We start from the raw sequence: 21,524 nt of genomic DNA, 5'->3' as shown, positions 1-21,524 counted from the left end.
AGGGCATGACTTCAGACGATTTGCGCGCCGTGGGCCTCCGCTACGACCTGGACGGCGCCCTGGCGACCATCACGCTGGACCGACCCGAGGTGCGCAACGCGCAGACCCCGGCGATGTGGCGGGCACTGGGCGACCTGGGCAGGTCGCTCCCCGACGAGGTGCGCGTCGTCGTGGTGACGGGGGCGGGAGCGACCTTCTCCGCCGGCCTGGACCGCGCGATGCTCGACCCGCGTGCCGCGGGGGCGGGGGACGAGACGGTGGCCGGGCTGCTGGCCCTCTCGGACCAGGAGGTCGCCGACACCATCGGGGCCTACCAGGAGGGCTTCACCTTCCTGCGCGACCCGCGGTTCGTCTCGGTGGCCAAGGTGCGCGGCTACGCCGTGGGCGCCGGCTTCCAGCTCGCGCTCTCGTGCGACCTGATCGTCGCCGCCGACGACGCCCAGTTCTGCATGAAGGAGTCGGCACTGGGCCTCGTCCCGGACCTGACGGGAACAAAGCCGCTGGTCGAGGCGGTTGGGTACGGCAGGGCCCTCGAGATCTGCGCCACGGCACGGATGGTGGACGCCCAGGAGGCCGCCCGGATCGGCTTGGCCCAGGCCGTCGTCCCGGGGGACCGGCTGGACGACACCGTGGAGCAGCTGGTGGGCTCGCTGACGGCACCGATGGTCGGTGCCGTGCGGGAGACGAAGGCACTCCTCCAGGGCGCCGCCGGACGGTCGCTGGAGGAGCAGCGTCGGCTCGAGCGCGAGGCACAGGTACGGCGCTTCCGTGAGGTCGCCGGCGGAGCCTGACCCCGGCGGTGGGCGCCGATGGCGCCCGGACAGGAGAGGAGGACCACGGTGTCCTTGCAGATGGGGATGGGCCCGGCGTGGCGCCACATGCGCAGCGACCGGAGTGTGGCGAGCCAGCAGGTCGACCGCCGGACGATGCGGCGGATCCTCGGCTTCGCACGCCCGCACGCCCGGACGATCGGGTTCTTCCTCGCGGTCACCTCCGTGGACGCCGCCCTGGTCGTGGCCACCCCGCTGCTGGTCCGCAAGCTCGTCGACGACGGCATCACCCGGGGCGACGCCTCGCTGGTGGGCTGGCTCGCGCTGGCGATGGCGGGGGTGGCGGTCGTGGGGGCGGTCCTCTCGGTGGTCGGCGGCTACCTCTCCTCGCGGATCGGCGAGGGGCTGATCTACGACCTGCGTACCCAGGTCTTCGGGCACGTCCAGCGGCAGTCGCTCGCCTTCTTCACCCGCACGCAGACGGGGGCGCTCGTCTCCCGCCTCAACAACGACGTGATCGGCGCCCAGCGCGCCTTCACCTCCACGCTCTCGACCGTGGTCTCCAGCTCGGTCTCGGTCGTCGTGGTCAGCGTGGCCATGCTGGCACTCAGCTGGCAGGTCACCCTGCTCTGCCTGCTGCTCTTCCCCCTCCTGCTCGGCGCCTCCAGGTGGGTCGGGAACCGCCTCGCCGGACTGACGCGTGAGCAGATGGACGGCAACGCCGAGATGGGGAACGCGATGACCGAGCGGTTCAACGTCGGCGGCGCGATGCTCCTCAAGCTCTTCGGCCGCCGGTCGGACGAGGACCGGCTCTTCGCCGACAGGGCGGCCCGGGTCCGCGACCTCGGGATCCGGATCTCGCTGGTCACCCGGGTCTTCGTCGCCGTGATGCTCCTGGTCCCCGCGCTGGCCACCGCCCTGGTCTACGGCGTGGGCGGTCGGCTGGCCATCTCGGGGACGCTGAGCATCGGCACCGTGCTGGCCCTGGCCACGCTGCTCCTGCGTCTGCTGGGGCCGCTGCAGAGCCTCAGCAACGTGCGCGTCGACGTGATGACGGCCCTGGTCTCCTTCGACCGGGTGCTGGAGGTGCTGGACCTGCCCTCCACGATCCAGGAGAAGCCGGACGCGGTGGCGCTGCCGGCGAGCGCGGCCCGCGTCGAGTTCGACGACGTGACCTTCCGCTACCCGCGCGCGGAGGAGGTCTCCCTCGCCTCGCTGGAGGGTGTGGCCCGCGCCGAGGGGCCCGCCGGGTCGCTGGTGCTCAAGGGCGTCTCGTTCACCGCGGAGCCGGGCCAGATGGTGGCGCTCGTCGGGCCGTCGGGTGCGGGCAAGACCACCATCACGCACCTGGTCGCCCGGCTCTACGACGTCACCTCGGGAGCCGTCCGGGTGGGCGGCCACGACGTCCGCGACGTCACCCTGGAGTCCCTCGAGGACGCGGTCGGCTACGTCACCCAGGACTCCCACATGTTCCACGACACCATCCGGGCCAACCTCCTCTACGCCCGCCCGGGCGCCGACGACCGGCAGCTGTGGGACGCGCTGGCCGCGGCCCAGGTTCAGACGCTGGTGCGCAGCCTTCCCGAAGGGCTCGACACCGTGGTGGGGGACCGGGGCTACCGGCTCTCCGGTGGCGAGCGCCAGCGCCTGGCGATCGCCCGGCTGCTGCTCAAGGCCCCCTCGATCGTGGTGCTGGACGAGGCCACCGCCCACCTCGACAGCGAGTCCGAGGCCGCCGTGCAGCGCGCCCTCCAAGTGGCGCTGGAGGGCCGCACCTCCCTGGTCATCGCCCACCGGCTCTCGACCGTGCGGGAGGCGGACCAGATCCTGGTCGTCGACGACGGACAGGTGGTGGCCGCCGGCACCCACGAGGAGCTGCTCACGGCCGGAGGGCTCTACGCGGACCTCTACCGGACCCAGTACTTCTCGGAGCGGGGCGCGCCTGCCGCCTCCTGAGCCGTCGAGCCAGGCGCGTGCTGACGATAGGATATATTCTCGCGCGGACGCGGTGCGCGCCGCGTCTCCCCCAGGGGAGGATCCGTGATGAGTTCAGCAACCCGAGGCCTTGCCCTCACCGCCGTCATGGCACTGGGGGCGGCCACGGTCGTGGCCCTGCCGCTCCTGCCGCTCGAGGCGCGGGCCGGTACGAGCGGCCCGACCTTCGTCCGTCATGACGTGGACACCGGGGTGAGGGGCGCGGCGTTCACCTCCGTCGGTGAGGTGTTCCCCGGCGAGCGGAACATCGTCACCGCCGGCTACGGAGAGCTCGCGAACGGCGTCCCCGCCGGGGGTGGCACGCTCCAGGTCTACCGGCCGGGGAGGGACCTGGCGCAGTGGCACAAGGTGGAGGTCTTCGGCGAGGACGAGGAGATCATCTTCCCCAACCGCCCGACGGTCGCTGACGTCGACGGCGACGGGCTCAACGACCTGGTGGTCCCCTCGGGCTACTTCTTCGACACCAACCCGGGCAACGACGGTGGTGCACAGGCGCGCAGTGCCATCACCTGGTGGAAGAACCTCGGAGTCGATGCGGCAGGGAACGCGCGAGGCTTCACCCGTCACGACCTGGTGACGGGGCAGGGGCCGTCGTACCACGGTGTGGAGGTGGTCGACCTCGACGGCGACGGCGTGCGCGACCTGGTGACCACGGCCGAGGCGGGGATGGTCGCCGACGACCAGGGCGACGACACGGTGCGCCTGCAGTACCTCCGCGGTCTCGGCGAGGCGCGCTTCGCCGCCCCCGTGACCCTGGCCGAAGGGTCCGGCGGCAGTCTTCCCACCGTGGCCGACGTCGACGGCGACGGGCGCCAGGACATCGTCTCCTCCCAGTACTTCAATCTCAGCTACACCGACGGCGACGCCGCCTCCTTCATGTGGTTCCGCCAGTCCGGGGACGCCTCCTCGGGCCTGACCGCGTCCCACTTCACCAAGCACCCGATCGCGACGTTCGGTCAGGCCGGCTTCGGCTTCCAGATCCGTCCGGTGCCGGGGTTCCGAAGGCCCGGCGAGGTCTCCTGGATCGGGACCAACCACCAGGGCCGGTGCTTCGTCCAACGGTTCCTCGCCACGGTGATCCCGGGCGCGATCGATGTCCCGGAGAAGGTGATGGAGTTCGTGCCGGGGGCCGACCTCACGGCTCCCTGGACGGTCAAGGAGCTTTCCGTCCCGGAGACTCCGGCGGCCGACCCGACCGGCTGCGACCCCGCCTTCAACGTCCGCAACTCGCCCGTGGCGATCCACCCGACCGACCACATCACCTCGAGGTCGGCCGCTGGGCAGGCCGCCCCGGGCGTCTTCGGGTACGGAGACGTGGACGGGGACGGGGACATCGACCTCGCGGTCTCGGGCGACGGCGATCGCCGGCTGTTCTGGATCGAGCAGCGTCCCGGCGCGGCCCAGGACACCGTCCTGCACACGCTGACGGCGCCGGGTGAGGAGTTCGGCCAGTCCGGAGGGGGCGTCGTGGAGGACCTCGACGGCGACGGCGCGCCCGAGCTCGTCTTCTCCTCGTTCGACCGCGACACGGTCGCCCTGTGGACCCGGGGCGTCCCTGTGCCGTCTGAGCCGGCCTCCCCGTCTGCCGCCCCCACCGTCATCCCCACCGTCATCCCCACGAGCGCCCCGTCTGCCTCCCCGCCTCACAGCCCTGCTCCCACGCCGCCTCCCACGGCCGCGACGTACCGGACGCGGCTGAAGGCGACGGGACCGGCGAAGCCACAGATCCCCACCCGCATGAGGACCTGGCGGGTCAGGCTCAGCGGAACCCAGTCCGGGACGCGCCGCCTGGTGACGGCCACCTTCCGCGCCGCGGGCGCGAAGCGGACTCGGAAGGTCGGGACCGTGTGGCTGCGTCCACGCGACGGCGGGAGTCACGTCGGTCGCCTGACCTGGCGGCCCAGACGCCCCGGTGTGCTCATCTTCCGCTACGCCGGGGGCGAGGTGTCCGAGCTGGTGGCGGAGAGGGCTTCCCGGACCAGGGCGAGGGTCAAGGTGCGCGCCCGTCGGTGAGCGCGCGGCCACACCGAGGCCGAGCGGCTCGGAGCCGAGGAGACCGGGGTCAGACCTCGGCCTTCACACCCTCGGGGGAGTCGGGCTGCCGCTCCGCGGGGGAGGGCCCGGAGCCACGCGCGGGACGTCGACGGTCGCGCCACTCGTCGTACATCAGGTAGAAGAAGCCGAAGATGGCCAGGCCTCCGAAGAACCACCACTGCAGGCCGTAGAAGAAGTGCGGGCCGTCGTCGAGCTCGGGCAGCTCGGTCGGGTGGAGCGGCTCGTCCGGCGGGGGAGTCTCCTCGTCGAGGGCGACGAACCCACCCAGGACGTCGAGGTCGAGCGCGGCGCCGATCTCCGAGCTGCTGATCGCCCTGGTCCGCTGCTCCGTCACCCGGGCGCTGTCCCCGGAGGCGTCCTGGCGGACCCAGCCGGTGATGGTCACCTCGCCCGAGGGGGGACTCGGGAGGTCGTCGGGCACCTCGCCACGGTTGGGCGTCGGCCACCAGCCCCGGTCGACCAGGAGCGCGGTGCCGTCGGAGAGCACCAGGGGCACCACCGCGTTGACCCCGGAGGCCCCGTCACGGGTGCGGTAGCGCACGATCACCGTGTCCTGCTCGGCGTAGGTGCCGGTCGCCTCCACGAGGCGCCACTCCTCACTCGCTGCCGGTGCGCTGCCGACCTTCAGCACGTCCTGCACCGGCGCCGGGGGCAGGCTCTCGTTGCGCTCGATGATCTCGTTGCGGTCCCGGCGGTCCTCGAGGCGGTTGAACTGCCACTGGCCCAGCTGCCAGGCCAACCAGGAGAGGATCAGCACGGCGAGAAAGAAGACGGCCCACCGTCGGCTGGCCACGAAACCCCAACGACTCACGCCCCGAGGTTATCCGGCGGGCGAAACGCCGAGGGGGGCTGGCCCTATGCTGGGTGAATGGTGCAGGTACTGCAGGACCTCCACGGTCGCGTGGCCACCGACCTGCGCGTCTCGCTGACCGACCGGTGCAACCTGCGGTGCACCTACTGCATGCCGGCCGAGGGCCTCGACTGGATGCCCACCGAGGAGACGCTCACCGACGACGAGATGGTCCGGCTGATCACCGTCGGAGTCCGGCGGCTCGGGATCAGGTCGGTCAGGTTCACCGGTGGCGAGCCGCTGATCCGCCGGGGTCTGGTCGACATCGTCCGCCGGACCCACGCGCTCGGCGGGGTGGAGACCTCGCTCACCACCAACGGGCTGGGCCTGCAGCGGGTGGCCCCGGCCCTGGCGGAGGCCGGGCTCGACCGGGTGAACGTGAGCCTGGACAGCGTGCGTCCCGAGACGTTCCACCAGATCACCAGGCGGGACCGGCTCGACGACGTGCTGTCGGGGCTGACAGCTGCCCACGCGGCGGGACTCGTGCCGGTGAAGATCAACGCCGTGCTGCTGCGCGGGGTCAACGACGACCAGGCGCCGGAGCTGTTGCGCTGGTGCCTGGACCAGGGCTACGCGCTGCGGTTCATCGAGCAGATGCCCCTGGACGCCCAGCACGGCTGGCACCGCGACTCGATGGTGACCGCCGACGAGATCCTCGCCGCCCTGGAGGCGGAGTTCGACCTCGAGCCCGCCGTCGAGCCCCGCGGCAGTGCGCCCGCCGAGCTGTTCCGGGTCGACGGCGGTCCTGCGACCGTCGGGGTGATCGCGTCGGTGACCCGTCCGTTCTGCGGCGACTGCGACCGGGTCCGGCTCACCGCTGACGGCCAGGTCCGCAACTGCCTCTTCGCACGCGAGGAGTCGGACCTCCGCAAGGCCCTGCGCGACGGCGCGGACGACGAGGAGATCGCGCTCCGCTGGATCGAGGCGGTGCGGGGCAAGCGTCCCGGGCACGGGATCGACGACCCGACGTTCCTCCAGCCCGACCGCCCCATGTCGGCGATCGGCGGCTGATCAGTCCCCGGAGCCGGCCGGGGCCGGCCGGTGCGGCACCACGTCGCGCAGGAAGGAGCGGGCCCCCAGGAAGGTGGAGAGGTGCTCGCGGTGCGCCTCGCAGGCCAGCCATGTCTTGCGGCGCTCGGGAGTGTGCAGCCGGGGGTTGTTCCACTCCAGGGACCAGACGGCCGCCTCGGCGCACCCCTTGGCGGAGCAGGTGTCGACCGCGCTCATCCGGAGCCCTCCTCGGTCCCGCCGGGACCGGGAGCGCCCTTGCCCGGGGGCAGCTCGTGCTGGGGTCGGGCGGTGTCGAGGGCGAAGGTGTCGTCACGGGTGTCGGTGGCGTTGGCCAGGACCACCGCCACGTAGGGGAGGAGCACGGCGGCGGCGACCAGCACCCAGCGCACCCAGCCGGGACCGACGGCGACCGCGGCCAGGAAGCAGACCACCCTGATGGCCATCGAGATCACGTAGCGCCGCTGCCGGGCGGAGATGTCCGCGTCGCGGCTCGCGGCAGCGGTGGTGATCCGGACGGGACCCTGGCCGGAGGGGTCCTTGCGCGTGGCCATGGGGACGATCCTACGTCGGGCTGGGTGGCGCCAGGCACGCCCGGTCAGGGCTACAGTCGCGCCATGTCGAATCGCACCTACCGAGTCACCGAGATCGTCGGCACCTCTCCCGAGGGGATCGACGCAGCCATCCGCAACGGCATCGAGCGGGCCGGCAAGACGCTGCGGCACATCGACTGGTTCGAGGTGACCCAGGTCCGCGGCCAGGCCAAGGACGGTCAGGTCGAGCACTTCCAGGTGGGCCTCAAGGTCGGCTTCCGGCTCGAGGACGAGTAGGACTTTTCGCGTACCCCGCGGTAATCACTAGCGTCGGGGCACGTGAGCCCTGAGTCCCTCGAACCCAGGTCGGTGCTGGTCACCGGCGGAAATCGCGGCATCGGCCGAGCCGTCGCCGAGGCGTTCCTCGCCGCCGGCGACCGGGTCGCCGTGACGACGCGAAGCGGCGGGGCGCCCGTCGGCGCCCTCGACGTGCGCTGCGACATCACCGACCCGGCCGCGGTGGAGGCCGCGTTCGCGGCGGTCGAGCAGGCCCATGGCCCGGTGGAGGTGCTCGTCGCCAACGCCGGCATCACGGCGGACACCCTCCTCCTGCGCATGAGCGAGGACGACTGGTCCTCGGTCATCGAGACCAACCTCACCGGCTCCTTCCGGCTGGCCAAGCGTGCAGCCAAGGGCATGCTCCGGATGCGCCGCGGGCGCATCGTGCTGATCTCGTCGGTGGTGGGGCTCCTGGGCTCGGCGGGGCAGACCAACTACGCGGCCTCCAAGGCCGGGCTCGTCGGACTGGCCCGTTCCCTGGCGCGTGAGCTCGGCAGCCGTGGCATCACCACCAACGTGGTGGCGCCGGGTTTCGTGGAGACCGACATGACGGCGTCCCTCTCCGAGGACCAGCGGGAGGCGATCCGGGCCCAGGTGCCCCTGGGTCGCTACGCCACGCCGGAGGAGGTCGCGTCCGCGGTGACGTGGCTGGCCTCGCCGGGCGCGGCGTACGTGACCGGCGCGGTCATCCCGGTCGACGGCGGACTGGGCATGGGGCACTGAGCGCATCTCCCGCGCACCGGAGACAGACAGCGACGAGACATGAGGTGGACGTGATGGGCATCCTGGACGGCAAGCGGATCCTGGTGGCGGGAGTCACCATGGAGAGCTCCATCGGGTTCGCGACGGCCAGGGTGGCCCAGGAGCAGGGGGCCACGGTCCTGATCTCCAACTTCGGCCGGGCGCTGGGGATCACCCGGCGGATCGCCGGCCGGCTGCCCACCAAGCCTCCGGTGCTCGAGCTCGACGTGACCGACCCCGGGCACCTGGCCGGACTCGAGGCACAGGTGCGCGAGCACGTGGACGGCCTGGACGGCGTGGTCCACTCGATCGCCTACGGGAACCCGGAGACCCTGCTCGGGGGTCGCTTCCTCGACGGTCCGTGGGAGGACGTCGCGCAGGCCGTCCAGGTCTCGGCGTACTCCCTGAAGTCGCTGGCGGTCGCCTGCCGACCGCTCATGGGTGCCGGCTCCTCGCTGGTCGGCCTCACCTTCGACGCCACCACCGCGTGGCCGGCCTACGACTGGATGGGGGTGGCGAAGGCCGGGCTGGAGTCGACCTCGCGCTACCTGGCCCGGGACCTGGGCCCCGAGGGGATCAGGTGCAACCTGGTGGCGGCAGGCCCGCTCAAGACGCTCGCGGCCAGGGCGATCCCCGGCTTCGGCGACCTCGAGTCGGCGTGGAAGGACCGGGCGCCGCTCGGATGGGACGAGTCGGACCACACCCCGACGGCGCGGGCGGTCGTGGCGCTCCTCTCGGACTTCTTCCCGGCCACCACGGGGGAGATCGTCCACGTCGACGGAGGCTTCCATGCCATGGGCATGTGACGGCGCCGCTGGGGCTTCCTCGCACCGGCTCGCCCCCGCGCTGGCGCCGGTCGGATCCGGCTGACAGGGTGGGCGGGTGAACAGCGAATCGAGGCGCCTGGTGCTGATGCGGCACGCCACCGCGGAGCAGACCGGGCCCTCCGATGCCGCGAGGGAGCTGACCTCCCGGGGCCGGGCCGAGGCCGAGCAGGCGGGTCGATGGCTGGCGGAGCAGGGCTTCGCCCCCGATCACGCCCTCGTCTCCGGCGTCGTGCGCACCAGGCAGACCTGGGCGGCGACGGCAGCCGCGGCGCAGTGGTCCCTCGAGCCGGAGTACGACGACTCGCTCTACGCCGCAGGACCGGAGACCACGCTCGACCTCGTCCGGGGGGTGCCGCCCGGCACGAGGTCCTTGCTGGTCCTGGGCCACAACCCGACCGTCGCCTACCTGGCTCAGGTGCTCTCGGACGGGGTCGCCGACCCGGGGCTCACCCGGGAGATGGCCCGCGGCTACCCCCCTGCCACGGCCACCGTCTTCGCGGTGCCCGGGGAGTGGTCGGGTCTCGACGTGGCGGGCGCTGGTCTGGTCGGGTTCCGTGCCGGACGGTCCTGAGGCGACCTCGCGGGACGAGATCGCCGCCCTCCTGCGCTCCTCGGGGTCGGTCTTCGCGGAGGAGGAGGCCGAGCTGCTCCTCGCCCAGCTGTCGGGAGACGAGCTGGAGATGGCGGTGATGGACCGGATGGCCGGGGAGCCGCTCGAGCACATCCTCGGCTGGGCGGAGTTCGCCGGGCTGCGTGTCGCGGTCCACCCGGGGGTCTTCGTCCCGCGGCGACGCACCCAGCTCCTCCTCGAGCAGGCCCTGGCGCACCTGCCGCGCCACGGCCTGCTGGTCGAGCTGTGCTGCGGGGCGGCGGCCGTGGCCACCGCGGTGGCCGCCGGACGCGCGGACGTCTCGGTGCTCGCCTCGGACGTGGACGAGCGGGCCGTCTCCTGTGCCCGGGAGAACCTCGAGCGCTACGGCGGCCAGGTGACCGTGGGCGACGTCGCCTCCGGGGTCCCGGACCAGCTGGTCGGCAGGGTCGACGTGGTGGTCGCCAACGCGCCGTACGTGCCCACCTCGCAGCTGGCGATGATGCCGGTCGAGGCCCGCCTGCACGAGCCTGTCCTGGCGCTGGACGGCGGGCCCGACGGCACCCGGGTGCAGGACCGGGTGGTGGCGGCGGCCGTCCCGCTGCTCTCGCCCACCGGGGTGGTGATCGTGGAGGCGAGCCGCGCCGAGGCGGAGCAGACCGCTGCCCGGATGCTCTGGCGCGGGTTCGCACCCGAGATCGTGCTGGACGACGTGCTGGACGCCACCTGCGTGGTCGGCCGCCGGGCCCGCGGCCCGGGTCGCTGACCTCAGACGGGGGGCGCCGGCGTGACGATCCCGGCCTCCGCGTCGGCGGCCTCGACCTCCTCGCGTGAGATGCCCAGCAGGTAGATGATGGCGTCCAGGTAGGGGACGTTGACGGAGGTGTCGGCCGCGTCCCGCACCACGGGCTTGGCGTTGTAGGCGATCCCCAGGCCGGCCTCGTTGAGCATGTCGAGGTCGTTGGCCCCGTCGCCGATGGCGATGACCGCCTCCTGGGGCACCCCGCACGAGGCGGCGAACTCACGCAGCGCCGCGGCCTTGCCGGCCCGGTCGACCACCGGACCCACGATCCGACCGGTCAGGCGGCCGTCGACGATCTCCAGCTCGTTGGCCCGCGCGAAGTCGATGTCGAGGTCGGCGGCGAGCCGGTCGGTGACCTGGCTGAACCCGCCCGACACGATCGCGAAGCGATAGCCCAGACGCCTCAGCGTCCGCACCATGGTGCGGGCGCCCGGGGCGAGCACCAGGTCCCGGTACACGTCGTCCAGGGCGCTGGCGGGCAGCCCCTCCAGCAGGGCCACCCGGTGGTGCAGCGACTCGGCGAAGTCGATCTCGCCGCGCATCGCCGACTCCGTGACCCGCGCCACCTCGTCCTCGACGCCCGCGTGTGCCGCCAGCATCTCGATCACCTCGCCCTGCACGAGGGTGGAGTCGACGTCCATGACGATCAGGCGCATGCTGCGCCGCAGCAGGTTGGCGGGCTGGACGGCGACGTCCACTCCCTGGCTCGCGGCCTCGATGGCCAGCAGGCTCCGCAGTCGGTCCGGGGAGACCCCCGAGACGTGGAGGTCGATCGCGGTGACGGGGTAGCGGGCCATCCGCTCGATGCGGTCGATGTTGGCACCGCTGTCGGCGATCCGCCCGGTGATCGCCGCCATCGCAGCAGCGCGCAACGGCGAGCCGATGACGGTGACGTGGCTGCGCCCGGCGGCGCGCACCCGGTTGTCGCCGGTGCCCCGCTCGACCTCCACCTGGACGTCGAGCTCCTCGCCGATGCGGTGCACCTGGTCGCTGACCCTCCGCCAGTCGTGGGGGGCGGTCACCAGGAGCCCGAGCACGAGACGGCGGCGCAGCACGATCTGCTCGACGTCCAGGACCTCGACCCCGGCCTGGGCGAGACGGGAGAAGACGGCCGCGGTCACGCCGGGCCGGTCCTTGCCGGTGAGGGTGATGAGCAGGGTCTTCGGGGCGTCCTGGTCCATGGCAGTGCCGAGGCTACTGCGCCGCGCGCCCGGGCGGCCTGCCGGGATCAGCCCTCGGGCCAGACCTCCGGGGAGCAGGCGGCGACGAGGGCGCGACGAGCCGCCCGCTCGAGCGGCTCCAGGGCGGTCTCCCGGCGGACCATCTCGGCCGCGCTCACCGAGGCCCCGTGGTCGTCAGCGGCCAGCTCGACGATCGCCGAGCACTGCAGCGCCCGGGCCGCGAGGCCGGCGCAGCGCGGCGGCACCCCGGGGGGCGGCTCGAGGGCCGGGACGTGGTGCAGGTCCATGATCGCGTCCGCCACCTCGGGCCGCCACCTGGCCACGTCGAGCTCTGCGAGCGCCTGCGCGACCTCGAGCACCGCGCGACGGAGTCCTCGGTCGGCCTCGCCGACGTCCGGCAGTGAACGGCGGGAGGCCGGGACGACCGTCCAGGTCACGCCCGAGCCGACGACGTGCGGCACGGCCCCCAGCCCCGCCTGCGGGGCGACCACGGCCTCCCCGGCCTCGAGCGCCGCGAAGTTGAACGACGGGGGACCCCCCAGGCCGAGCGGGTCACCGTCGATCGGGAGCGCGAGCCCGAGCTGGGTGGCGCCGGCGCGGCGCAGCGCCGCGAGCAGGTCGAGCGGCCCGGGGCCCACGTGGTCGGGGGCGTCCGGGCCCGGGCCGGTCACCACGGTGTGCGCCGAGCCCTGGGCGGCCATGGCGTCGAGGAGGTGGTCGGTCAGCACCTCCCCACGCAGCCAGGCCGTGCCCCACCAGGCCAGGACGGCGGACTCCGGGAGGGGGTTGCTCACGGGCAGTGAGGCTACCGCCGGGCCTGCGAACGCTCTGGATAGGGTGAGCGGCATGGTTGCCGTGCTGGAGTTCGCCGACGTCTCGGTGCGGCGTGGCTCCGCCACCCTGCTCGACGGGGTGACCTGGTCGGTGGAGGAGGACGAGCGCTGGGTCGTCCTCGGGCCGAACGGGGCGGGCAAGACCACCTTGTTGCAGGTCGCGGCCGCGCAGATGCACCCCACGTCGGGGGTCGCCGGCATCCTGGAGGAGGTGCTGGGCACCGTCGACGTCTTCGAGCTCCGCACCCGTATCGGGTTGACCAGTGCCGCTCTGGCCGACCGGGTCCCGCGGGGCGAGCTGGTGCGTGACGTGGTGGTCTCCGCGTCGTACGGCGTCCTCGGACGCTGGCGCGAGTCCTACGAGGAGCTGGACCACGACCGGGCCGGCTCGCTCCTCGACGAGGTCGGGGCACGCCACCTGGCCGAGCGGACCTTCGGCACCCTGAGCGAGGGCGAGCGCAAGCGCGTCCAGATCGCCCGGGCGCTGATGACCGATCCCGAGCTGCTGCTGCTGGACGAGCCGGCGGCCGGGCTGGACCTGGGTGGCCGCGAGGACCTCGTCTCGACGCTCTCGTCGTTGGCGATGGACCCGGACTCCCCGGCCACCGTGCTCGTCTCCCACCACGTGGAGGAGATCCCCCCCGGTTTCACCCACGCGCTCATGCTGCGCGAGGGCCGGGTCGTGGCGCAGGGCCCGCTGGAGCGGGTCGTGACCGCCGAGGCGCTCTCGGAGACCTACGGCATGCCCCTGGTCCTGCGGGTCGAGGACGGGCGGTACGCCGCGCGCCGGCGCGCCGCCCGTCGCAGTCTCTGAACGGCTACTCCACGGTGATGGTCTTGGTCTCCCGGTACGGCTCGCCGCCCTCGCCCCCGGACGGGTCGTCCTCGGAGACCTCCACGACGTAGGTGCCGGGCCTCAGCTTCACGTCGAAGTAGAAGGGCGCGAAGGTCATCGCCTCCTCCGCGGTGGTGAACCCGGACTCGACCTCCTTGCCCTGCGCGTCGAGCACCCGCCACGGGACGTTGGCCTCGACGGCGCTGGCCTCCCCGTTGACGGAGGCCGGCGAGGGCACCGTGGCGCCCTCGACCGGCGAGACGATGCTGACCGGCGCCCTGACGTCCTCGTCGGCCGCCCGGGCGACCGGCTCGTCCCAGGAGACCGATCCCCACAGCTCCCCGGCCGGCTCGCCGTCGATCAGGAGGCGTACGGACGCCTCGGGGGCCAACGCCTCGGTGGCGGTCCAGACCAGCTGCTGGGCCATGGCGGCGGCTCCGGGGGCGCCGACGTCCGCTTCCCGCGCCTCGGCCGAGAGGTCGACCGTGATCACGCCATCGGCGCCCAAGGAGGCCGCCAGCACCTGGGTGGCGGGGTTCCACGTGGTGGCGTAGTCGGGGTCCAGGGGGCCGGCGACCATGGCCTCGAGTGCGGCGACGGCGGGGTCCCCGTCAGCCGGCTGCGACTCGCCGGCCAGCCGCAGACCGGCACGCGTCTCCACGACGAAGTAGCTGAACGCGAGGTCCGAGGGGCTGGCGTCGGCGGTCTCGCTCGGCTCCTCGCTGGGGGTGGGGCTGGCGGAGGGGCTGGGGGAGGCGGAGTCGGTCGCGGCGGTCTCGTCGGCAGGGTCCTCGTCGCCGCAGCCGGCGAGCAGCAGCCCGGCCGTCAGAGCGAGGGCGGCGAGTCCGGCGGGCCGCAGCGAGCGGCGGGAACGGAGGTAGGGAGCAGTCGTCATGGGGGGATGCTGCCATCTCGACGGGCCTCTGGCTCGGCGACAAGCGGTGGGAGGCCGCCCGGACTGGCCACCTGACGGTCCTGCGACCGATAGGATCGCCGCATGGACTGGTTGCGCGAGCACGCGTGGGAGACGTGGCTGGGGGTCGCCGTGCTGCTCGGCGTCGCCGAGATGTTCAGCCTGGACCTCATCCTCATCATGCTGGCGACGGGTGCGCTGGTCGGCATGCTGGCCGCCGTCCTCGACCTGCACGTCGCGATCCAGGTGATCGCGGCCGCCGCGACCTCCTTGGCCGCCCTGCTGCTGCTGCGCCCCTCGCTCGTCGCCCGGGTCCACGGCGGACCCGAGCTGCAGCTGGGGCACGGCAAGCTGGTGGGCCGTCAGGCCGAGGTGACCGAGGAGATCTCGGGCCTCCGGGTGGGCAGGATCAAGGTCGGGGGAGAGATCTGGTCCGCCTCCCCCTACGACGACACCCTCACCATCCCTGCCGGGGAGACGGTCGAGGTCCTCGAGATCCGAGGGGCCACCGCCTTCGTCCACCCGGTTCCCCGGCTCGACCCCTGACACACCCGCATCCCTACTTCGGAACGGAGGGCCGATGGAGATCTTCCTCGTCCTGCTCGCACTGCTGCTCGTCTTCGTGGTCGTGGTGCTCGCCAAGACGGTGCGCATCGTGCCGCAGGCGCGCGCCGGCATCGTGGAGCGGTTCGGCAAGTACAAGCAGACGCTGCCGGCCGGTCTCAACATCGTGGTCCCCTTCATCGACCGGGTCCGCTACCTGATCGACCTGCGCGAGCAGGTGGTGAGCTTCCCGCCGCAGCCGGTGATCACGGAGGACAACCTCGTGGTCTCCATCGACACCGTCATCTACTTCCAGGTCACCGATCCGGTCGCGGCGACCTACGAGATCGCCAACTACATCCAGGCCGTGGAGCAGCTGACCATGACCACCCTGCGCAACATCGTGGGTGGCATGGACCTCGAGGAGACGCTGACCAGCCGCGAGCAGATCAACTCGGGTCTGCGCGGGGTCCTCGACGAGGCCACCGGCCGCTGGGGCATCCGGGTCGGTCGGGTCGAGATCAAGGGGATCGACCCGCCGCCCTCCATCAAGGACTCGATGGAGAAGCAGATGCGCGCCGACCGCGACAAGCGGGCCGCCATCCTCACCGCCGAGGGGGAGCGCCAGTCGGCGATCCTCACCGCCGAGGGGTCCAAGCAGGCGTCCATCCTCTCGGCCGAGGGTGACCGAGAGTCGCAGATCCTCCGTGCCCAGGCCGACCGCGAGGCCGCCATCCTGCGCGCGCAGGGTGAGGGCCAGGCCATCCAGACGGTCTTCCAGGCCATCCACGACGGCCGCCCCGACCAGTCGCTGCTGGCCTACCAGTACCTGCAGATGATGCCCAAGATCGCCGAGGGCGACGCCAACAAGGTCTGGATCGTCCCGTCCGAGATCGGCAAGGCCCTCGAGGGCCTGGGCTCGACGATGACGGACATGGCGGGCATCCCGCGCGACGCGACCCCGACCAAGCGGGTCGACATGGGCCCCACCGAGCCGCAGCTGCCACGCTCCAGTGCCGAGACCGGGGCGAGCTCCTCGAGCCGCGCCGTGGAGGAGGCGATCGCCGCCGCCCAGGAGGCGTCCACGACGCCGACCGGCGCCGGACAGACAGGCCCCGCGCCTGGCACCGGTGCCGACCCGGCGCAGGAGCCGCCGGCGAGGTGACGCTCCTCGAGGCGGTGCTGGTCGCCGTCGCCGGCGTCTGCGCCGGAACCATCAACACGCTGGTGGGGTCGGGAACGCTCATCACGTTCCCGACCCTCCTGGCGTTCGGTGTCCCTCCGGTCACCGCGAACGTCTCGAACACCATCGGGCTGGTGCCCGGCTCGATCTCGGGCGCCGTGGGCTACCGCCGGGAGCTCGTGGGGCAGCGCGCCCGCGTGCTCCGCCTCGCCTCCGCCTCGGCCGTCGGCGGGGTGCTGGGTGCGGTGCTGCTGCTGCTCCTGCCGGAGGGGGCATTCGAGGCGATCGTGCCCGCCCTGGTGCTGCTCGGCATCGTGCTGGTCGTCCTGGGTCCGAGGATCTCGCGGCGGGTCGCTGCGCGTCACGTCGCGACCGGTGGGCTCCCTCACCACGGGGCCTGGTGGGTCTGGCCCGCGATCGCGCTCGCCGGGGTCTACGGGGGCTACTTCGGTGCGGCGCAGGGCGTCCTGCTGATGGCCATCCTCGGCATCGGCATGGACGAGGCGCTGCAGACCCTCAACGGCATCAAGAACATCCTCGGTGCCCTGGTCAACGGGGTGTCAGGCCTGGTCTTCGCCGTCGTCGCGCCGGTCGACTGGCAGGTGGTGGCGCTGATCGCGGCGGGCTCCGTGGTCGGCGGGCAGCTCGGGGCGGGAATCGGCCGCCGGCTGCCCGACCTGTGGTTGCGGGCCACCATCGTGGTGGTCGGCCTGGTCGCGCTGGGCGTCTTCCTGCTGCGCTGAGCCCGGAACGGCCCGGCCTCCCGCGGGGCGAGGAGGCGCTAGGCGGAGGGCCCCTCGGCCGCGGCCTCCACCCAGGCGCCGAGCCAGGTGTCCAGGGTCCGGTAGACCTCGGCCCGGGGACCGGGGCGGGAGAGCACGACGTCGTGCCGGGCGCCCTCCACGGCCACGCTGGTCACGTGGGTGCCGAGCGCGGGGGCCCAGCGGCGGATCTGCTCCACGTCGAGGACGATGTCGGTGGTGTGCACCTCCTCGTCCATCACCAGGGCGCGACCGGTCCGCGCCGAGGAGATCACCAGCGTGGGGCACCCGACGTCCAGGCCGCGGTGGACGGCGGCGTGACCCTCACGGATCGCCCGCAGCCACCCGGTCCGCACCGGCCAGGACTCGAGCGGCTTCCAGGTGAGGTCGAACGACCAGTCGCCGTCGTGGTCCAGGTGGAGGGAGCGGGCATAGAGGCCGCTGACCGTCCGGGGCACGACGACCCGGGGGACGACCTCTCCGAGCCGGCGGACGACCTCGGTCCCGAGGGTGCGCATCCACCACGGTCCCTGGAGGTCGAGCCACGGTGAGTTGAGCACCATGCCCGCGAGACGGGGCCGGCGCTCATGGGCCCACAGGGGGAGCGTGAGGCCGCCGGTCGAGTGGGCCGAGCCGACCACCGCCGCGTGGCCGTCGCGCTCGGTGATGCGGCGGAAGGCCTCGTCCACCTCCGGGAAGTACTCGGCCAGGTCGCTGACGTAGTTGGGGGTCTGGTGTCCCTGCAGGGACCGGCCGTACTTGCGCAGGTCGAGGGCGTAGAAGGTGTAGCCCCGCTCGGTCCACCACTCGGCGTACTCGGTCTGGAAGAAGTAGTCGGCGAACCCGTGGAGGTGGAGCACGGCGCAGTTGGTGGGGCCGTGGGTGGGGCGCTTGACCAGCGTGGCCACGACCGGTCCCTCGTCGTCGTGACCCAGCTCGAGGGTCTCCACCTCGTAGGGATGGCCGAGGATGTCGACGGCAGGTCCCGGGGGTACGGCGTGCATGCCGGGAGTCTCCCATCCGGCGCGGCGCGAGGTGTGCGGACCTGGGGGAGTCGTCGCCAGCGGCGCGCCGGCGGAACAAACCGGGTGTCGCATCCGTTGTGCGATCTAGTTCGACATTCAACTAAGGGAGCAGCGATGCAGTTCGGCATCTTCACCGTCGGCGACGTCACGACGGACCCGACCACGGGGCGCAGCCCCAGCGAGCACGAGCGGATCAAGGCCACGGTGGCCATCGCCCGCAAGGCCGAGGAGGTCGGGCTGGACGTGATGGCCTTCGGTCAACACCACAACCCGCCCTTCGCCGCCTCCTCGCCGACCACCACCATGGCCTACGTGGCGGCCCTGACCGAGCGGCTGATCCTCTCGACGTCGACCACCCTGATCACCACCACGGACCCCGTGCGCATCGCCGAGGACTACGCCCAGCTGCAGCACCTGGCCGACGGCCGGATGGACCTGATGCTCGGGCGGGGCAACACCGGGCCGGTCTACCCCTGGTTCGGCAAGGACATCCGGGACGGCATCGAGCTCGCCATCGAGAACTACGCGCTGCTGCGCCGGCTCTGGCACGAGGACGTGGTGACCTGGGAGGGCAAGCACCGCACCCCGCTGCAGGGCTTCACCTCCACGCCGCGTCCGCTCGACGGGGTGGCCCCCTTCGTCTGGCACGGGTCCATCCGCAGCCCTGAGATCGCCGAGCAGGCCGCGTACTACGGCGACGGCTTCTTCCACAACCACATCTTCTGGCCCTCCTCCCACACCGCCCAGATGGTCGGCCTCTACCGTCGGCGCTTCGAGCACTACGGTCACGGGTCGGCCGACCAGGCGATCGTGGGGCTGGGCGGTCAGGCCTTCATGCGCAGGAACAGCCAGGACGCCGTCCGCGAGTTCCGCCCGTACTTCGACAACGCGCCGGTCTACGGCCACGGCCCGTCGCTGGAGGACTTCACCAGCCAGACCCCGTTGACCGTGGGGTCCCCCCAGCAGGTGATCGAGCGGACCCTGGGGTTCCGGGAGTACGCCGGCGACTACCAGCGCCAGCTGTGGCTGATGGACCACGCCGGGCTCCCGCTGAAGACGGTGCTCGAGCAGCTCGACCTGCTCGGCGAGGAGGTCGTGCCGGTGCTTCGCAAGGAGTTCGCAGCGCTCAAGCCGGACCACGTGCCGGACGCTCCCACCCACGCCTCCCGCGTGCAGGCGGCGGGCGGTGGCCGGGACTCCACCGTGCACGCGGCCGCGGACGACGTCACGGGCCGCTCCCCGAGGGCGGCGGCGGTGCGCTCATGACGCGCCGGATCACGGTGGTCACCGCGGGGCTCTCCGTCCCCTCGAGCACCCGGCTGCTGGCCGACCGCCTCTCGGAGGCCACGACGCGGGCCTTGGCCGCGGCGGGTGTCGGGGCCGAGGTCGAGGTCGTGGAGCTGCGCGACCTGGCGCACCCGCTCGCCGACAACCTGCTCACCGGGTTCGCGACGGGGCCATTGGCAGAGGCGATCGAGAAGGTCCGGGGATCGGACGCGCTGATCGCGGTCACCCCGGTCTTCTCGGCCTCCTATGCGGGGCTGTTCAAGACCTTCTTCGACGTGCTGGAGCCCGGGATGCTCACCGGGACGCCCGTGCTGATGGGCGCCACCGCGGGCACCGCGCGCCACTCGCTGGTGCTCGAGCACGCCGTCCGCCCGCTCTTCTCCTACCTGCGGGCCGTGCCGGTCCCCACCGCGGTCTTCGCGGCGACCGAGGACTTCGGCGACGGCGCGGGAGGGCAGCTGGCAGGCCGGATCGAGCGCGCCGCCGCGGAGCTGGCCTCCGTGCTGGGCGCCGGTACGCCGGCAGCGGTGGGTCGGGGGCGTTCGGTCGAGGAGCGGCTGGCGGACCCGACGCCCTTCGAGGAGCTCCTCTCCGGGATCTGAGCCAGCACGATCCCCGTGCCGGGGTCCCGCCGGGCTCAGCGCTGGTAGGTCCCGTGGATGAGCGCCCGTCCCAGGCTCTTGAAGGCCAGGTTGAAGCTCATCACGGCGTTGGAGGCGTCGGCGTCGATCCCCAGCGACTCCTCACCCACGGCGTGCACCGCGAAGAAGTAGCGGTGCGGGTGGTCGCCCTCGGGGGGCGCGGCTCCCATGAACCCGACCTCGCCCCCGTCGTTGCGCAGCTGGAACGACTGGCCGGGCAGCACGCCGCCCGCCGCGCCCGACTCCAGGGAGGTCACGTCGCCCGGGATGTCGACCAGGGCCCAGTGCCAGAAGCCCGACGGGGTCGGCGCGTCCGGGTCGAAGCAGGTCACCACGTAGGACCGGGTGCCCTCGGGGGCGCCCTCCCAGGCCAGCTGCGGGGACGTGTTGCCCAGGTGTGCCACCTGGTCGTCCTTGAGGGGCTCTCCGTCCGTCACGTCGGCGCTCGTGACCGTGAAGGACGGCACCGGGGGAAGGTAGTCATACGGGTTCGGGGCGATCGGTCGCTCGATGCTCATGCCTCGGACTGTAACCCGAGGCGGTCCTTCCTACACGGGGACAATGGGGCGGTGAACGACTTTCCCCCATATCCCGCCGGACTCCGCCTCACTGGACGGAAGGTCGTCGTCGTAGGCGGCGGACACGTCGCCCAGCGCCGCGTGCCGTCCCTCCTCGGGGCGGGAGCCCTGGTCACCGTCGTCTCGCCGCAGGTCACGCCGGCCATCGAGGGCATGGCGGGCGAGCTCACCTTGGAGCTGCGACGGTTCCAGCCCTCCGACCTCGACGAGGCCTGGTACGTCATCGCCGCGACCAACGACCCGCACGCCAACGAGCAGGTCTCGGCCGCCGCGGAGGAGCGCCGGATCTTCTGCGTGCGCAGCGACGACGCCTCGGCGGCGACCGCCTGGACCCCTGCGACCGGCCGGCACGGCAGCGTGACCGTCGCCGTCCTGGGGAACCGCGAGCCCCGCCAGTCCGCGGCGCTGCGCGACGACATCGTCAACGCGCTCCGCGACGGCAGGCTCAACACCACCGGCGCCCTGGATCGCACCCCCGGCGTGGTGCTGGTCGGCGGCGGCCCGGGCGACCCCGAGCTGGTCACGATCGCGGCCCGTCACGCCCTCGCCTCCGCCGACGTCGTGGTGGCGGACCGGCTGGCCCCTCGTGCCCTGCTGGACGAGCTGGGTTCCCACGTCGAGCTGGTCGACGTCGCGAAGCTGCCGCGCGGGCGCAGCGCCCGCCAGGACCAGATCAACGAGCTGCTGATCGACCGCGCCCGGCAGGGCAAGCGGGTCGTCAGGTTCAAGGGCGGTGACAGCTTCGTCTTCGGCCGGGGCTTCGAGGAGGTGCTGGCCTGCCGGGAGGCCGGCGTCCCCGTCACGGTGATCCCGGGGCTCTCCTCCTCGGTGACCGTGCCCGGGGTCTCGCAGATCCCGGTGACCCACCGGGGGGTGGCGCACGAGTTCACGGTGATCAGCGGGCACCTGCCCCCCGGGCACCCCGAGTCGCTCGTGGAGTGGTCCGCCGTGGCCGGGCTGCGCGGCACCGTGGTGCTGCTGATGGCGGTGGAGAACGCCGGAGCCATCGCGGCCGCCCTGGTCGCCGGCGGCCGCCCGGCCGGCACCCCCGTCGCGGTGGTCGTCGAGGGCACCATGCCGGCGGAGCGCACGGTGCTCACGACCCTGCAGGACCTGGCCGCCGACCTGGCGACCCACGGCGTCCGCCCACCCGCGATCATCGTCGTCGGCGACGTGGTCGCGGTCGCACACCCCGACCGCTATCCGGCCGCCGAGAGCCACACGGCAGAGTAGGG

The 21,524-nt window shown here is 72.8% G+C and carries 24 protein-coding genes; 16 read left to right on the top strand and 8 right to left on the bottom strand.

Features of this window, described 5'->3' with window-relative positions:
* Positions 1-5: 5 nt before the first annotated feature.
* The 3 genes from AC3X7R_RS13290 (at position 6) to AC3X7R_RS13280 (ending at position 4,778) form a co-directional block, all read left to right on the top strand.
* Positions 6-791, top strand: a complete 786-nt coding sequence (locus AC3X7R_RS13290) for an enoyl-CoA hydratase/isomerase family protein (RefSeq protein WP_489966146.1) — start codon at positions 6-8, stop codon at positions 789-791.
* 60 nt (positions 792-851) lie between these two features.
* Positions 852-2,726, top strand: coding sequence for an ABC transporter ATP-binding protein (locus tag AC3X7R_RS13285; RefSeq protein WP_489966492.1), 1,875 nt, complete (start codon positions 852-854; stop codon positions 2,724-2,726).
* Between the two features lie 87 nt (positions 2,727-2,813).
* Positions 2,814-4,778, top strand: coding sequence for an FG-GAP repeat domain-containing protein (locus AC3X7R_RS13280; RefSeq protein WP_489966145.1), 1,965 nt, complete (start codon positions 2,814-2,816; stop codon positions 4,776-4,778).
* 49 nt (positions 4,779-4,827) lie between these two features.
* On the opposite strand, the gene AC3X7R_RS13275 is transcribed toward AC3X7R_RS13280, so the two are convergent.
* Positions 4,828-5,631, bottom strand: coding sequence for an SURF1 family cytochrome oxidase biogenesis protein (locus tag AC3X7R_RS13275; RefSeq protein WP_489966144.1), 804 nt, complete (start codon positions 5,629-5,631; stop codon positions 4,828-4,830).
* 57 nt (positions 5,632-5,688) lie between these two features.
* On the opposite strand from AC3X7R_RS13275, the gene moaA reads away from it, so the two are divergent.
* Complete coding sequence (gene moaA / locus AC3X7R_RS13270) at positions 5,689-6,681, top strand: GTP 3',8-cyclase MoaA (RefSeq protein WP_489966143.1); 993 nt, start codon at positions 5,689-5,691, stop codon at positions 6,679-6,681.
* On the opposite strand, the gene AC3X7R_RS13265 is transcribed toward moaA, so the two are convergent.
* Positions 6,682-6,897 (bottom strand): acetone carboxylase, encoded by a 216-nt coding sequence (locus AC3X7R_RS13265; RefSeq protein ID WP_489966142.1) that lies wholly within the window; start codon positions 6,895-6,897, stop codon positions 6,682-6,684.
* Positions 6,894-7,232 carry a DUF3099 domain-containing protein gene (locus tag AC3X7R_RS13260; protein WP_489966141.1) on the bottom strand — a complete coding sequence of 113 codons (339 nt, stop codon included), beginning with the start codon at positions 7,230-7,232 and terminating at the stop codon, positions 6,894-6,896. The genes AC3X7R_RS13265 and AC3X7R_RS13260 overlap by 4 nt, the downstream gene beginning before the upstream one ends.
* A 63-nt stretch (positions 7,233-7,295) precedes the next feature.
* Here AC3X7R_RS13260 and AC3X7R_RS13255 point away from each other — a divergent pair, with 63 nt between their 5' ends.
* From AC3X7R_RS13255 to AC3X7R_RS13235, 5 genes are all read left to right on the top strand, one after another.
* On the top strand, positions 7,296-7,508 hold the full coding sequence (locus AC3X7R_RS13255) for a dodecin (protein ID WP_489966140.1): 213 nt from the start codon (positions 7,296-7,298) through the stop codon (positions 7,506-7,508).
* A gap of 42 nt (positions 7,509-7,550) precedes the next feature.
* A complete protein-coding gene (gene fabG / locus AC3X7R_RS13250) occupies positions 7,551-8,273 on the top strand; it encodes a 3-oxoacyl-ACP reductase FabG (RefSeq protein WP_489966139.1) in 723 nt (240 codons plus the stop codon).
* A gap of 53 nt (positions 8,274-8,326) precedes the next feature.
* Positions 8,327-9,097: an enoyl-ACP reductase FabI gene (gene fabI / locus AC3X7R_RS13245; RefSeq protein WP_489966138.1), complete on the top strand. Its 771-nt coding sequence runs from the start codon at positions 8,327-8,329 to the stop codon at positions 9,095-9,097.
* Between the two features lie 76 nt (positions 9,098-9,173).
* Positions 9,174-9,689 carry a SixA phosphatase family protein gene (locus AC3X7R_RS13240; RefSeq protein ID WP_489966137.1) on the top strand — a complete coding sequence of 172 codons (516 nt, stop codon included), beginning with the start codon at positions 9,174-9,176 and terminating at the stop codon, positions 9,687-9,689.
* The gene (locus tag AC3X7R_RS13235) at positions 9,673-10,473 is read left to right on the top strand and encodes a putative protein N(5)-glutamine methyltransferase (RefSeq protein ID WP_489966136.1); all 801 of its coding nucleotides are present in this window, start codon (positions 9,673-9,675) and stop codon (positions 10,471-10,473) included. Before AC3X7R_RS13240 ends, AC3X7R_RS13235 begins: the two co-directional genes overlap by 17 nt.
* Before the next feature lie 2 nt (positions 10,474-10,475).
* Here AC3X7R_RS13235 and serB read toward each other — a convergent pair whose 3' ends face one another.
* Together serB and AC3X7R_RS13225 are read right to left on the bottom strand one after the other, a co-directional pair.
* The gene (gene serB / locus AC3X7R_RS13230; protein ID WP_489966135.1) at positions 10,476-11,690 is read right to left on the bottom strand and encodes a phosphoserine phosphatase SerB; all 1,215 of its coding nucleotides are present in this window, start codon (positions 11,688-11,690) and stop codon (positions 10,476-10,478) included.
* Positions 11,691-11,737: 47 nt separating this feature from the next.
* Positions 11,738-12,484, bottom strand: a complete 747-nt coding sequence (locus AC3X7R_RS13225) for an Rv1486c family protein (RefSeq protein WP_489966134.1) — start codon at positions 12,482-12,484, stop codon at positions 11,738-11,740.
* Positions 12,485-12,536: 52 nt separating this feature from the next.
* Between AC3X7R_RS13225 and AC3X7R_RS13220 the strand changes: the two genes are divergently transcribed.
* Positions 12,537-13,337, top strand: coding sequence for an ABC transporter ATP-binding protein (locus AC3X7R_RS13220; RefSeq protein WP_489966133.1), 801 nt, complete (start codon positions 12,537-12,539; stop codon positions 13,335-13,337).
* Between the two features lie 4 nt (positions 13,338-13,341).
* Here AC3X7R_RS13220 and AC3X7R_RS13215 read toward each other — a convergent pair whose 3' ends face one another.
* A complete protein-coding gene (locus AC3X7R_RS13215) occupies positions 13,342-14,253 on the bottom strand; it encodes a Gmad2 immunoglobulin-like domain-containing protein (RefSeq protein ID WP_489966132.1) in 912 nt (303 codons plus the stop codon).
* 102 nt (positions 14,254-14,355) lie between these two features.
* Between AC3X7R_RS13215 and AC3X7R_RS13210 the strand changes: the two genes are divergently transcribed.
* From AC3X7R_RS13210 to AC3X7R_RS13200, 3 genes are read left to right on the top strand one after another with little or no spacing between them, the layout of a single operon-like run.
* Entirely contained in the window at positions 14,356-14,817 is a 462-nt protein-coding gene (locus tag AC3X7R_RS13210) for an NfeD family protein (RefSeq protein ID WP_489966131.1), read from the top strand.
* Positions 14,818-14,851: 34 nt separating this feature from the next.
* Positions 14,852-15,979 carry an SPFH domain-containing protein gene (locus tag AC3X7R_RS13205; RefSeq protein WP_489966130.1) on the top strand — a complete coding sequence of 376 codons (1,128 nt, stop codon included), beginning with the start codon at positions 14,852-14,854 and terminating at the stop codon, positions 15,977-15,979.
* The gene (locus tag AC3X7R_RS13200; RefSeq protein ID WP_489966129.1) at positions 15,976-16,740 is read left to right on the top strand and encodes a sulfite exporter TauE/SafE family protein; all 765 of its coding nucleotides are present in this window, start codon (positions 15,976-15,978) and stop codon (positions 16,738-16,740) included. Before AC3X7R_RS13205 ends, AC3X7R_RS13200 begins: the two co-directional genes overlap by 4 nt.
* Before the next feature lie 38 nt (positions 16,741-16,778).
* Here AC3X7R_RS13200 and AC3X7R_RS13195 read toward each other — a convergent pair whose 3' ends face one another.
* Positions 16,779-17,762 (bottom strand): alpha/beta hydrolase, encoded by a 984-nt coding sequence (locus AC3X7R_RS13195; RefSeq protein ID WP_489966128.1) that lies wholly within the window; start codon positions 17,760-17,762, stop codon positions 16,779-16,781.
* A gap of 135 nt (positions 17,763-17,897) precedes the next feature.
* On the opposite strand from AC3X7R_RS13195, the gene AC3X7R_RS13190 reads away from it, so the two are divergent.
* Together AC3X7R_RS13190 and AC3X7R_RS13185 are read left to right on the top strand one after the other, a co-directional pair.
* On the top strand, positions 17,898-19,049 hold the full coding sequence (locus tag AC3X7R_RS13190; protein WP_489966127.1) for an LLM class flavin-dependent oxidoreductase: 1,152 nt from the start codon (positions 17,898-17,900) through the stop codon (positions 19,047-19,049).
* A complete protein-coding gene (locus AC3X7R_RS13185; protein WP_489966126.1) occupies positions 19,046-19,672 on the top strand; it encodes an FMN reductase in 627 nt (208 codons plus the stop codon). The genes AC3X7R_RS13190 and AC3X7R_RS13185 overlap by 4 nt, the downstream gene beginning before the upstream one ends.
* 35 nt (positions 19,673-19,707) lie before the next feature.
* On the opposite strand, the gene AC3X7R_RS13180 is transcribed toward AC3X7R_RS13185, so the two are convergent.
* Positions 19,708-20,229 (bottom strand): YbhB/YbcL family Raf kinase inhibitor-like protein, encoded by a 522-nt coding sequence (locus AC3X7R_RS13180; RefSeq protein WP_489966125.1) that lies wholly within the window; start codon positions 20,227-20,229, stop codon positions 19,708-19,710.
* Positions 20,230-20,280: 51 nt separating this feature from the next.
* Here AC3X7R_RS13180 and cobA point away from each other — a divergent pair, with 51 nt between their 5' ends.
* The gene (gene cobA / locus AC3X7R_RS13175) at positions 20,281-21,522 is read left to right on the top strand and encodes a uroporphyrinogen-III C-methyltransferase (protein WP_489966124.1); all 1,242 of its coding nucleotides are present in this window, start codon (positions 20,281-20,283) and stop codon (positions 21,520-21,522) included.
* The last annotated feature ends 2 nt before the right edge of the window (positions 21,523-21,524 follow it).

The sequence above is a fragment of the Nocardioides sp. Z22_16 genome (assembly GCF_058134365.1).
The sequence above is the reverse complement of the archived record's forward strand: the minus strand, read 5'-3'. Positions and strand labels throughout refer to the sequence as shown.